At 65.2% G+C, this 13,042-nt stretch carries 9 protein-coding genes and 1 riboswitch; of the genes, 3 read left to right on the top strand and 6 right to left on the bottom strand.

Annotated elements, in window-relative coordinates; genetic code table 11:
• Positions 1–9: 9 nt before the first annotated feature.
• Positions 10–1,389, top strand: coding sequence for a sensor histidine kinase (locus SR858_RS17450; RefSeq protein ID WP_019920272.1), 1,380 nt, complete (start codon positions 10–12; stop codon positions 1,387–1,389).
• Positions 1,386–2,093 (top strand): hypothetical protein, encoded by a 708-nt coding sequence (locus tag SR858_RS17455; RefSeq protein WP_322533678.1) that lies wholly within the window; start codon positions 1,386–1,388, stop codon positions 2,091–2,093. Before SR858_RS17450 ends, SR858_RS17455 begins: the two co-directional genes overlap by 4 nt.
• A 13-nt stretch (positions 2,094–2,106) precedes the next feature.
• On the opposite strand, the gene SR858_RS17460 is transcribed toward SR858_RS17455, so the two are convergent.
• Complete coding sequence (locus SR858_RS17460) at positions 2,107–2,598, bottom strand: Imm26 family immunity protein (protein ID WP_019920274.1); 492 nt, start codon at positions 2,596–2,598, stop codon at positions 2,107–2,109.
• 190 nt (positions 2,599–2,788) lie between these two features.
• Positions 2,789–2,885: riboswitch (TPP riboswitch) on the top strand.
• A gap of 58 nt (positions 2,886–2,943) precedes the next feature.
• Between SR858_RS17460 and SR858_RS17465 the strand changes: the two genes are divergently transcribed.
• The gene (locus tag SR858_RS17465; RefSeq protein WP_019920275.1) at positions 2,944–5,079 is read left to right on the top strand and encodes a TonB-dependent siderophore receptor; all 2,136 of its coding nucleotides are present in this window, start codon (positions 2,944–2,946) and stop codon (positions 5,077–5,079) included.
• A gap of 114 nt (positions 5,080–5,193) precedes the next feature.
• Here SR858_RS17465 and SR858_RS17470 read toward each other — a convergent pair whose 3' ends face one another.
• The 5 genes from SR858_RS17470 to SR858_RS17490 form a co-directional block, all read right to left on the bottom strand.
• On the bottom strand, positions 5,194–5,733 hold the full coding sequence (locus tag SR858_RS17470) for an AAA family ATPase (RefSeq protein WP_019920276.1): 540 nt from the start codon (positions 5,731–5,733) through the stop codon (positions 5,194–5,196).
• On the bottom strand, positions 5,730–6,374 hold the full coding sequence (gene pnuC, locus SR858_RS17475) for a nicotinamide riboside transporter PnuC (RefSeq protein WP_019920277.1): 645 nt from the start codon (positions 6,372–6,374) through the stop codon (positions 5,730–5,732). The genes SR858_RS17470 and pnuC overlap by 4 nt, the downstream gene beginning before the upstream one ends.
• A gap of 33 nt (positions 6,375–6,407) precedes the next feature.
• Positions 6,408–8,540: a S46 family peptidase gene (locus tag SR858_RS17480; RefSeq protein WP_154819725.1), complete on the bottom strand. Its 2,133-nt coding sequence runs from the start codon at positions 8,538–8,540 to the stop codon at positions 6,408–6,410.
• A 67-nt stretch (positions 8,541–8,607) separates the two neighbouring features.
• Positions 8,608–10,377, bottom strand: coding sequence for a PAS domain-containing sensor histidine kinase (locus tag SR858_RS17485; protein ID WP_019920279.1), 1,770 nt, complete (start codon positions 10,375–10,377; stop codon positions 8,608–8,610).
• The gene (locus SR858_RS17490) at positions 10,364–12,949 is read right to left on the bottom strand and encodes a CheR family methyltransferase (RefSeq protein WP_084669794.1); all 2,586 of its coding nucleotides are present in this window, start codon (positions 12,947–12,949) and stop codon (positions 10,364–10,366) included. Before SR858_RS17490 ends, SR858_RS17485 begins: the two co-directional genes overlap by 14 nt.
• Positions 12,950–13,042 lie beyond the last annotated feature (93 nt).

The raw sequence follows: 13,042 nt of genomic DNA on the forward strand, positions 1-13,042 counted from the left end.
GGCTAGCACATGAAGTCCAAGTCGAAGTCACCGCTCAAATGGTTGTTTACGCTCCGTCTCGCCAGCCTGAAAAGCGGTTTGTTCTGGCGTACCTTCATCCTGCTCGGCGCCCTCACCACCACCAGCATGACGGCCTGGGTGGGCATGATCAGCGTGGTCCAGCACGATCCGCAGGTGCAGCAGATTTCGGCCCAGGTGGTGTCGGTGGTCACCATCACCCATGCCGCCCTCACCCACTCGGCGCCTGAACTGCGGCGCGAGCTGCTGTTCGACCTGGTGTCCAACGAAGGCATCCGGGTGTTCACGCTGGAAGCCGACGACCAGGTCGATCCCCCGCCCGACAACGCGCTCATGCCCGATATACAAAAGCTGGTGCGCGCCAAGCTGGGACAGGACACGCGCTTTTCGTCGAAGGTTAACGGCGTCTCCGGGTTCTGGGTGTCGTTCAAGATCGACGACGACCAGTACTGGCTGATGCTCGAGCGCGAGCGCATTCGCGGCCTGACCGGCATCCAGTGGCTGGGCTGGGCCAGCGTGGTGTCGCTCATTTCGCTGCTGGGTGCGGCCTTCATTTCCAGCCTGGTCAACCTGCCGCTGCGGCGGCTGACCAAGGCCACGCGGGCCTTTGCCCAAGGCATGCGCCCCGATCCGTTGCCTGAAAAAGGCCCGAACGAGATCCTCGAAGCGAACCGCTCGTTCAACCAGATGGTGCTGCAGTTGCAGCAGGTGGAGTCGGACCGCGCGGTGATCCTGGCCGGCATTTCGCACGACCTGCGCACGCCGCTGGCGCGCATGCAGCTCGAAGTGGAAATGGCCCACCTGTCGGACGAAGCGCGCGAAGGCATCCAGTCCGACATCGGCCAGATGGACGCCATCATCGGTCAGTTCCTCGATTACGCCAGGCCCACCGAAGCGTCGAGCTTCATCAGCGTCGATATCAGCGAACTGCTGGCCGATGTCGCGCACGACGCCGCGCGCATTCCCGATGTGCGCGTCAAGACCGACATCGCACCTGGTTTGCACGCGATGGGCAACGCCACCGACCTCAAACGCGTGATCAACAACCTGGTGGAAAACGCCCGCCGCTACGGCAAAACGCCCGACCAGGACGTCACCGAGATCGATATCGGCTGTAGCATCAAGGGCGTGGGTGCAGCCAGCCGGGTGGTGATCGAGGTGCAGGACCACGGCGCCGGCGTGCCCGACGACCAGATCGGCCAGTTGCTCAAACCGTTCACCCGGCTCGATACGGCGCGCGGCCAGGCCAACGGCGCCGGCCTGGGGCTGGCCATCGTGGACCGCGTCTTGCAGCGCCATGGCGCCGAACTGAGGGTACGCAATCGCGACGGCGGCGGCCTGGCGATCCAGATCCTGATGAAAGCAGCATGAGATATTCGACCTTGATGACCGCCGCGCTGCTTGCCGGCGCACTCGCCGCGCCCGCCTGGGCAGCAAAACCCGCCATGCCGCTGCAGCAACGCGAGCCGACCACCGAAGAGCGCACGTCGTTCGACGCTTTTTTCAGCGCGCGCCAGGCGGCCGTGCCGCAGGGACCGTGGGCCACGCGGCCGTTGTTCGCGCCCGCCTTCGAGGTCGAACGCCATGGCAACAAACAGCCGTGGCGCGTGATCGCGCGCATGGACTCGTCACCGCGCCGCTCGCACCCGGACCTGTGCCGGCAAATCCGCTCGAGTTTTATTTATGACGCCAAGGCGCCCGTGGGCGAGCGCTGGCAGGAAGCAGCCGAACCGCCGCGCTGGTACATCTGGCTGGCCACGCCCACCGTGCCCTGCGCGGCAGCGCGCTACACCACCTTGCAGGACCCGAAGGTGGCGGACGTGGACGCCGTGGCGCTGCTGCGCCAGCACCGCGATCTGCTGGGCCGCGCACGCCTGCTGTTTGCCGGCAATTCGCAATGCGCGCCGTATCGCGCGCTGACGTACCGGCTGGCAGCGCTCGAGCCGGCGGCGCCCGTCGCCGGCGCGCCGCTGATGCTGGGCATGGTGTTCGAGAGCGACCGCGATACGCTGGCGCGGGTGGCGGTGCGCAAAAGCCGTGGCGAATACACGGCGTGGAATGTCGGCTGCAGCTGAGTGCGCAGCCTGATCAGACTGATTTGCGGTTGAGCGGGTGATCGGCGCCAACCAGCAGCTTGGTCAGCAGCAGCTCGGCCGAACCGTAGCCGTACAGCGAATCGGCCTCGAAGCCGACGGTTTCGTAAGGCACCGACTCCTCGCGCTCGGAGCGGGCCGGATCGTTGCTGGAGTAGGTGACGCGCCAGGCGCGCTTGAGGGCGTCGGCCCGGCGCAGGAATTGTGGCATGGGCCACTGGGCAGGATCAAAAGCTTCGAGTTCGCCCAGCACGCGCCAGTGGCCACTGACCAGCGCCATGTCGCCCACCCGCAGTACCTTGACCGCGTCTTGCGCGGTCAACGAAGCAAGCTGCGCCAGGTCCGGCAAACCATCCTGCCTGGGACCGAACAAATAGGCCAGCATGATCTTGCTGCCCGGCGACAAACGCGCCACCAGGCCGGCGCCGTAACCACCATCGAGCAATGGCACGGCGAAAAAACTACCTTCTTGATACGACTGCCTCATTCCCATCCTTTCACTACACGTTGCGGACGGTCTTGCAGCATTGCCGGGCCCGCCTCGCTGGCGCCTTGCGGCGCAAAAGTGGCAGTGTAGCGAGGCGGCGCCGATTGTGGCGCACGCGTGACGCAGGCGTGACAATCGCGCTTGCGGTCCCATGATGCGGCCTTTCAATGATGACGTTTGTGTTACACTCGCGGTTCGCTAGGGGTCCTGGAATTGTTTCCGGGTGAGAGATACCCTTCGTACCTGATCTGGATAATGCCAGCGAAGGAAAGCGCAAAAGTCGGTCTCCTCCCCTCCTTTGATGGCTCTCTTCGCGGCTTCCGGCCGAACAAGTAGAGAGCAGACATGTACAAACCCAACCTTGCCGTATCCGTCATCGCCGTGGCGGTGTTCAACTCCTTTGCCGGCGCCGCCATGGCCGAAGAAGCCGACCAGGCGCTGCCCGAAGTCGTCGTCAGCGCCACCAAGGCCCGCGCCAGCACCGCCTCGATCGGCGGCTTTTCCAATGCGTCGCTGCTGAGCACCCCGGCCTCGCTCAACGTGATCACGTCGCAGCAGATGCTGGACCTGCAGATCCGCTCGACCACCGACGCCGCCCGCTACGACGCCAGCCTGTCCGACGCCTACAACGCGGTCGGGTATGCCGAGCAGTTCTCGATCCGCGGCTTCAAGCTCGATAACGGCACCAGCTACCGCAAGGACGGCATGACGATTGCCGGCGATACCCAGATCGCGCTGGAAAACAAGGATCGGCTGGAAGTACTGAAAGGCCTGTCCGGCTTGCAGGCCGGCGTGTCCGCACCCGGCGGTGTGCTCAACTACGTGACCAAGCGCCCCACCGACAACCCGATCCGCATGGTGGTGCTCGAAACCCGCGAGCGCGGCACGCTGTACGGCGCTGCCGACGTCGGCGGCCGCTTCGAGGACACCCGCTTCGGCTATCGCGTCAACGTCGCTGCCGAGCGCCTGCGCTCGATCGTCAAGGGCGCCGACGGCAACCGCAAGTTCATCTCGGGCGCGTTCGACTGGCGCATCTCGCCGCAGGCGCTGCTGCAAATCGACGCCGACTACCAGCGCAAGTCGCAGCTGACCGCCCCCGGCTTCCAGCTGCTGGGCAACACCACGCTGCCGGCAATCGATGCCGACACCATGCTCAACGACCAGCCGTGGGCGCGGCCGGTCGAAACCATCAGCAGCAATATCGGCGCACGCTTCGAGTACACCTTCTCGCCCGAATGGAAAACCACCGTCAGCGCCAACCAGAACACCTTCAAGCGCGATGACTACACGGCCTTCCCTTACGGCTGCGGCGCGCAGGACCTGTACCCTGGCTTCTGCGGCAATGGCGACTACGACGTGTATAACTACATCAGCGAAGGCGAAAAGAAGTCGCCATTGACGGTGCAGGCGCTGTTGCAGGGCCGCTTTGCCGCCGGCGCGATCGAACACGAGGTCACGTTCGGCAGCTCGCTGATGCGCAACCGCGAAAAATGGGGCGACGACCTGTACGATTACTCGGGTACCAGCAATATCTACCACCCGGTGATCGTGCCGCCGGCGCCCGGCACCAGCGGCCCGGTGTCCGAGCGCCGCTACACCAACGAGCGCTCGCTGTTCGCCCAGGATATCGTCAGCCTCACCGAACAACTGAAGCTGCATGCCGGGGCGCGCTACGTGCAGGTGCGCCGCAACCAGTACGTCGGTGAAAACGAGGCCGGCGTGATCCAGCCCAACGCCCTGACCGATGCCGGCTTCTGGCTGCCCAGCGTGGCGCTGGTGTACAGCCTGCGTCCCAACGTCTCGCTCTACACGTCGTACGCGCAAGGCCTCGAGCATGGCGGCGTGGCGCCCAAGGGATCATTGAACGAACGGCAGGCGCTGGAACCGGCAAAGTCGAAACAGGTGGAGCTGGGCGTCAAGGCCGACATCCGCACCGACCTCAGCGCCACGGTGGCGCTGTTCCAGATCCGCAAGGGCCTGGAATACGTCGACAATGCGTCCAATATGTTCGTGCGCAGCGGCGAAGCGGAAAACCGTGGCCTGGAAATGGGCCTCAGTGGCCGCGCCTCGCGCGAACTCACCGTCGGTATCACCGCCACAGGGCTGAGCACCAAGCAAAGCGGCACCGGCTCGGCCAGCCTGGACGGCAAGCGCGTGACCAACGTGGCGGCGTTCAAGTCGTCCGTGTATGCCGACTACGCGGTGCCGCAGGTACAGGGACTCAATGTGAGCGCCAACTGGCAGTATTCGGGCAAGAAGGCCTTCGATGCCGAGAACACGGTGTTCGTGCCCAAGTACCACCTGGTGAACTTTGCGGCGGCCTACTCCACCCGCATCGGCGGCGTGGCCACCACGCTGCGCGCCGGCATCGACAACGCTTTCGACAAGTTCTACTGGCGCGATGTCACGCCAGACCTGGGCGGCTACCTGATCCCGGGCGCGTCCCGCACCGGCCGCATCTCGGCACAGTTCGACTTCTAATACTTCGGGGTCAGTGCCGACATTCGGACATTTTTGAACTTAATCCACCGGTATTGGTCATCATATTGATGGGCTCGTGTCCAAATGTCGGCACTGACCCCGAAGTGGGAAATGCTAAGGTAGGTGGCGGCTGGCTTGGGCAAGGCGTTCTGCGAGGGTGCCGGTGAGTAGCAGGTAGGGAATGGCGCGCCTTTTCAATTCTTCCATCAACATCGCGTTGATGGTCACGCTCACCTGCTCCGATTCGCGCTGCAGGCCGTCCGCTTCCCACGGAATGTCGGGCGCAGTCACCAGCGTAACGGCGTAGTCGCGCTGGTGGCGGTCGGCCAGCAGCGCCAGCTCGGCGTCGATCCCCTGAAAATAATGGCGGCTGTACACGGCCGTCATCAATGGCGTGGTGTCACAGAACAGGTAGCGGTGCGCCAGCGGCGCCGCGATGGCTTCGCGCGCCAGCTGGGTGCGGGCGATATGGATCTGGTCCTGCGCAACCGGAATGCGCTGCTCGGTATCGACAAACTCCCGCAGGTATTCCGGCACCCACACGGTACCGTAGTCGCGCGCCAGGGCCGCCGCCAGCGTGGTCTTGCCCGACGATGCCGTGCCCAGGATGGCCACTTTTACCGGCAACGCTTGCTCCACCACGCCGACAGTCACTCCAGCACCAACCGGCGTCCGCCACCGCCGTCACTGCCACCGCCGCCGGTGGGCATGCCGGCCGACTGCTGCCAGGTGCGCAGGCCCACGATTGCCATGCCCACGAAAATCGCGTACAGGATCGCGGTGAGCATCAGGTTCTTGTGCAGGTACAGACCCACGTACAGCACATCGACAATGATCCACACGTGCCAGTTCTCCACCTTTTTGCGCGACAGCAGCAACTGTCCGACCAGGCTGCCGGCGGTGAGAAAACCGTCCGAGTGCGGCACGTCGGTATCGGTCCAGGTCTTGAGGAACATGGCCAGCAGCACGAAACCGGCAAACCAGCCGCCCACCGCCAGCCAGCGCCCGCGCGCATCGAGCGCGGTGACCGGCAATGCGGCATGATGGCCATCGCCACGCAGCCACTGGCGCCAGCCATAGATCGATACCGCGATGAACACGAACTGCAAGCCCATATCGCCGTACAGGCGCGAGCCGAAGAACACCATCGCGTAGGTGGCCGACGAGACGATCGCAAACAGCCAGGCCCAGTGGCTCTGGCGGATGTTGAGCCACACCGTGACCACCGCCAGCACGAACGACAGCAGCTCGAGCGGCGTCGTGACGAACACCGCCAGGTGCAATGGCAGGTTCATATACCCGAGCAGGTCTGTCAGTGCGTGCATGGCTTACTTCGCGGCCTTGGTTGGATACTTGATGGTCATTTCCTGCAGCAGGTTGTCGGCATGGTCCACCTCCGTCATGATCCACAGCATATACCGGATATCCATGTGAATGGCGCGGGTGATCTCCGTATCGAAATACCAGTCCTTGGTGATCGACTCGTAGGTGGAGTCGAAATTCAGACCGATCAGCTCACCCTTGCGGTTCATCACCGCCGAGCCGGAATTGCCGCCCGTGGTGTCTGCGCTGGTGAGGAAGTCCACCGGCACCGTGCCCAGCACCGGATCCTTGAACTGGCCGTAGCGCTTGGCCTTGATCGCGTCGAGCAGCTTTTGCGGCGCGTTGAACGGATCCTTGCCCGTATGCTTCTGGACGATGCCTTCCACCGTGGTAAACGGGCCCTTGGTGATGCCGTCGGCCGGCGAGTACGGGGCCACGGTGCCGTAGGTCACGCGCAGCGTGGAGTTGGCGTCCGGGTACACCGGCTTGCCCTGCGATTTCTTCCACGCGATCACGGCCGCCATGTACTGCGGGATCACGCGTTCGAGATTGCCGTCCAGTTCAGCGCGGCGATCCTTGAGCGACTGCGTCACGCCGTCGAGCTTTAACGCCAGTTGCAGGAAGGCGTCGTTCGAGGCCTTCACGGCGGCGGCGTCCTTGCCCATCCAGCCCACCCGCTTGGCGGTGTCGCCCAATTCCGTGTTGGCGTACAGCGCGGCCACGGCGTCCGGCGCCGGCAGCAAGGCGTCCAGTCCCTGCACGTGCAGGGACTTCGGCAGCTTGGCGTAGCGTTGCAGGGCGGCGGTGAAGCGCGCCTGGTCCACGCCTGCCACGTACGATTGCTCGAGGCGGTTCAGGCGCGCGCGGATCATGTTCTGGTCGCGCTGCTGATAACCCACTTCGCGCTCGGCATCGGGCTTGGCGCCTTCGTTGGCCAGGCGTACCAGGGTGGTAGCGCTCTTCAGCAGGTCGCTGGTGAACGCCACGCCGTGGCCGAATTCTTCGTCGGACAGGGCGATATCGGCAGCGATCACGCTATCGAGTTCGGCCAGCAGTTGCGGCGACTTGCCCGGCTGTTTGGCGTACCACGCGCGGAACTCGGCATCCTGCGCATCCTTGATGGCGGCGATGTCCTTGCGCGCGAAACCGTCGGACAGGCCCTGCGCCTTTTTCATCACGTTGTTGAGACTCTTGGCCACGCTGGCATAGCGCACTTCGTTGGCGGGGCTGCCTTTGGTGGACGCGGCAATGACGTCGAGATCAGCCTGGATCTCGGCCACGCGCTGCGGGAACGTCACGTCGCGCGCGGCGCGCACTTCGGACGGCAGCTTGTAGCGGCTGGTGCGGCCCGGGTAGCCGGCCAACAGCACCGGGTCGCCATTTTTCAGGCCGGCGGCCGACACCACCAGGAAGTCCTTCGACTGGTACGGCACGTTGTCCGGCGACGGATCGGCCGGGCGGCCATCCTTGCCCACGTAGGCGCGCAGGAACGAGTAGTCGCCGCCCTGGCGTGGCCATTCGTAGTTGTCGATGTCGCCGCCGAAGTTGCCGATCATGTCGGCCGGCGCGTACACCAGGCGCACGTCGCGGATCATCATCTGGCGGATGCGATAGTATTCGAGACCGCGATGGAAGGCCGGCACCGAGCAGCGATAGGCTTTGTCGCTTTCACATTCGGCGATCAATACCTTGATGGCTTTTTCAACCGCGTCGTGGCGCTGCTTGCCGGTCATGGCCGGCGTGACGTTTTTCAGTACGCGCGCGGTGACGTTTTCCACCTTGTCGGTGACGTACACCAGCGTATTCGGACCGCCCGGCAGCTCTTCCGCGCGGGTCTTGGCGAGGAAGCCGTTTTCGATGTAATTATGTTCAGGGCTCGAATTGCGCTGGATGGCGCCATACGCGCAGTGGTGGTTGGTGACCACCAGGCCGGCGCTGGAGACGAACGACGCCGAGCAGCCGCCCAGCGAAACGATGGCGCTCATCGGGTGCTTCGACAGGTCGGCCAGTTTTTCGGCGGGGATGGCGATACCGATCTTTTTGAGTTCGGATTTCAGCTGCGGCAGCTGGTATGGCTGCCATTGGCCTTCGTCGGCCCACGCCGACGTGGCTGCCGCGCAGATCATGGCGACAGACATTGCGAGTTTTTTTAACAAGATTGAGCCCCTGGTTGAAAGTCAGCGGCAGTATATTCCTTTTCCCGCGTCAGCTCCATACCAGGTCGATGCACAACGTGAGCCGGCAACCGCCGCCGGCCAGGTACGGCGCCACCTCGAGGTGACCGCCCAGCGCCTGCACCCGCTGCGCCATGCCGATCAGGCCGAACGAGTCGCTCTTGGCGCGTTTTTCCGGCGCCAGACCGATGCCGTTGTCGGCCACGGTGAAAGTGAGCCGCCCTTCGCGCACCGTGAGCGCAATCGCCACATGGGTGGCCCTGGCGTGGCGCCGCACGTTGGACAGCGCCTCCTGCAGGCTGCGGAACAGCACGATCTCCACTTCCGGACCGATGGCGGCGAAATCGGCTTCGGGCGGCAACGACAGGTCGCAGACCATGCCGCTGCGCTTGCGGAACTCGGCCGCCTGCCATTCGAGCGCTGCCTGCAAGCCCAGGTCCAGCACGGCCGGGCGCAGGTCGTTCATGATGCCGCGCACGCTGCGGATGATGGCGTCCACCTGGTCGAGCGCGCCCTGGGTGCGCTGGTGCAGGCGCGGATGGCGGCTGCCGGTACGCACGGCCAGCAGCGAGATGTCGATGCGCAGCGCCAGCAGGTTCTGTCCCAGTTCGTCGTGGACGTCGCGCGCAATGCGCTTGCGCTCCTCCTCCTTGACCGACTCCAGGTGCGCGGCGAGCTTGCGCAGCTGTTCGCGCGACTGGAACAGCGCGGCCTCGGTGCGCTTGCGCTCGGCGATTTCCATGGTCAGCAGGCGATTGGCGGCGGTCAGCTCGGCAGTGCGCGCCGCCACCCGCGCATCGAGGTCGCGCGACAGCGCCAGCAAGTCGGCATCGGCGCGCCGCCGCGCCGTCACATCGGAAAACACGCCAATGTAGCGGCTGATGGCGCCCTGCTCGTCGTGGATCACGGTGAGCGACATGCTGGCCACCCACGGCGTGCCGTCGCGCCGGCGGTTGTGCACGTCGCCTTCCCATTTGCCGTCCGTGCGCAGGCGCTGCAACGCGTCCGCGTGATAGCCGGGAGCATGAGCGCCGGGGCGGCCGAGGAAACGCGGATTGCGCCCCAGCGCTTCTTCCACCGCATAGCCGGTAATTGCGGTAAAGGCGCGGTTGACGGCGACGATATCGCAATTGGCATCGCACACCAGGACGCCCTCGCCCATGTGGTCGAGCACCTGGAACGCGCGCTGGCGCGCCGCCTCGCGCGCGCGGTCGCTGCCGATGTCGGTAAGGATCACGCGGAACTTGCGGGCGCCGGGGTCGAGGTTGACGTCCAGGTGGACCTGGCGGCCCTCCCCACTGCCATTGCCGGAATTGCGCTGATCGAACAGCGGCAGCTCCAGTGTGCCGCGCTGGCCGTGTTCGAGCACCCCGGACAGGAAGCGCCGCAGGATGGCTTGCGCCGGCGCCGCCACGAACTGCTCGAAGCGCCGGCCCGGCAGCGCATCGCGCGGCAGTCCGAGCAGCTCACCGGCGGCCAGGTTGGCGCGCGTGATGCCGCCGTCGGCATCGAGCGACAGGTAGCCCACCGGGGCCTGGTCGTACAGCACGGCATAGCGCTCGCGCCCCTCCTCGGCCTCATCGCGTTCGGACTGCAGCTCGGCCAGGGCAAGGGTTTGCATGTCCAGCTCGATCTGGCTCACCTGCAGCTCGTGCCAGTGGCGCAGTGCGTCGCTGTCGGCGCCCGGCGGCGCCTGCATGCCGCTCGATGCCATCGCCGTCACCGCCTGCTCGGCAGCTTCGCGCAACTGATCGGCCGCCAGCGGCTGGCGCGGCGATTTTTTCAGGTCACGCCGCGCCATTTTGCATGGACCGCAACTGTGCCTCCAGCTGCTTCGCCTCGGTGATGTTGATGAAGGTGACCACCACGCCGTCGATCACGTTGTCCACCGTCCGGTAAGGCATGATGCGCACCGTGTACCAGCCGCCGCTGCGGGTAGGCACGTGCTTCTCGCACACCACCAGCGTGCGCAGCACACCCTCGGCATCCGCTTCCAGGCCCGGGTAATCGAGGTCGCTGGCGATGTCGCTGAGCAGGCGCTGCACATCGCCGGGAATCAGTTTGTAGATGCGCGTGGCCTGGTCGGTGTAGCGGCGGATACGCAAGGCGTTGTCGAGGAAGATGGTGGCGATGTCGGTGCTGTTGAGCAGGTTCTTCATGTCGCCGTTGATCAGCGACAGGTCGTCCACCTTAGACTGCAACTCGGCGTTGACCGTGTACAGCTCCTCGTTCAGCGACTGCATTTCTTCCTTGGAGGTAGTCAGTTCCTCGTTGGTCGATTGCAGCTCCTCGTTGGTCGATTGCAGTTCCTCGTTGGCGGACTTGAGCTCCTCGCGCGAGGCCTGCATTTCGTCGCGCACGGCCTGGATTTCCAGCCGCGCCTGCGCCAGTTGCTGTTCCAGTTCCAGCACCAGCGGCTGGGCCGGACGCGGACGGCGTTTTTGCGGCGGCAGCGCGCAACTGGTGAAAGTCACCAGGACGGTACCGGCCAGCGGCCCGTTGCGCGGCATCGCTTCCGCCGTGATGTCGAGCGAACGCGCGGGGCGGCCGTTGGCGTCTTGCTGGATCAGGCCACGCGTTTCCACCTTCTGCTCGGTCTGCGCGGCGTTTTGCACCAACGCGGCCAATTCGTGGCGCAGGCCATCGCGTGCCATGGCGTGAATATTCCAGTTGGCCTTGCCGGCCGCCGGCTCCAGGAACTCGCCGGTACGCCCGTGGATATAAAGAATATCGCCGTCAGCATTAAGCAGCACGGCTGCCGGCGAGTGCTTGCGCAACAGCTGTTGCTCGACCTGGGTTTGCAGGTTTTCTTTCATGATGGCCTGGCCGCTCTGAGGTGTGGCGGGCAGCGCCGCATTGGCGGCCCGTGTAGGGAAGTAGCTGGAAACGCGCCCGGGTTCTGCATAGAGCCGGCGGTACACGCGGCTGGTGCCGGGCAACGGCGCGAACAGCTCGTGGAAGCGACCCGGCGTGTCGGCACTGCCCAGCACCAGCAGGGCGTTGCGCTTGAGCGCGTAATGGAATAACGGAATCAGTTGCCTCTGCAGCCGCGGCGTGAAATAGATCAGCAGGTTGCGGCAGCACAGGATATCGAGCTTGGTAAACGGCGGATCGGAAATCAGGTTCTGGCGCGCGAAGATGATGGAACTGCGCAAGTCCTTGCGGATACGGAAGCCGCCGTTGTCGGCCGGCGTGAAATAGCGGCGCAGCCGTTCCGGCGCGATGTCGCCGGCAACAGCGGCGTGGAACTGTCCCTGGCGCGCGCGGTCGATGGCGTCACCATCGAGGTCGGTGGCGAAGATTTGCAGCGTGTAGCGCGCGGCCGGGCGTAACCGTTCGAGCATTTCGTCGAAGACGATGGCCAGCGAATACGCCTCCTCGCCGGTGGAGCAGGCCGGTACCCAGGCCTTGAACGCGGCGCCGTCCGGGTGCTCGGCCAGCAAGCGTGGCAGCGCCTGACTGCCGAGGTAATCCCACACGGCAGCATCGCGAAAAAAGCTGGTCACGCCGATCAGCAGTTCCTTGAACAGCAACTCGATTTCCGCCGGGTTGTCCGCCATCCAGCGCACGTAGTCGGGCAAGGTGGCGAACTGGCGCAGCTTCATGCGGCGGTCGATGCGGCGCATCACGGTACTGAGCTTGTAGTCGGCAAAGCTGGCGCCGGTGTGCTGGAGCAGCAACTGGTACATCTGCTGCAAGGCCGCGCGCTGGTCGTCTGCCTGCGTCAGCAGCGTGCCCGCCTGTTCGTTGGCGCGGCGGCGGCGCCAGTTGGCCACCTGCGCCGCCATCTCGGCCGGCAGCGCCACGATGTCCACCGCCTTCGCGGCAATCGCGCTGGCCGGCATGGGGTCGAAGCGCGCCGACGCCGGCAACTGCGCCATGGTCAGGCCGCCGGCATCGCGGATCGCTGCCAGGCCGATGGTGCCGTCGGCGCCGGCGCCGGACAGCGTAATGCCCACGGCATGCTCACCGCAGCAAGCGGCGAGCGCGCGGAAAAAACTGTCGATCGGATGGTGCCCCTCGGCCGGCCGGACGGTAAAGCAACCGCTGTCGAAACCGCAAACGCCGCTGGCCGGCGCCACGTACACCTGGTCGGCTTGCACCGCCATACCGTGCGCCAGCTCGGCCACCGGCATGCGCGTCACGCGTTGCAGCAACTGCGGCAGGATCGACTGCTGCGACGGATCGCGGTGCTGCACCACCACGTAGGCGAAGCCGCTGGCGGGCGCCACGCTGGCCAGGAATTCGCAGATGGGATCGAAACCGCCGGCAGAAGCGCCGATGCCCACGACCGGCACCTGTCCGGCTTGAACGCACCCCTGCCCGCTGCCTGGTGCAGCCGGGACTTCGGTGGCAGTGCTGGGTGAATTCATGGTGGCGTCCGGGCGCGGTGGCGTGGCGAAAAAGGATAGCTTGCCAGATTATTATAGCAAAGCGCCTTGCTTTTCCACCCCTGCCCTACGGCA

This window comes from Duganella zoogloeoides (assembly GCF_034479515.1).
Taxonomy (GTDB): Bacteria; Pseudomonadota; Gammaproteobacteria; order Burkholderiales; family Burkholderiaceae_D; genus Rugamonas; species Rugamonas zoogloeoides.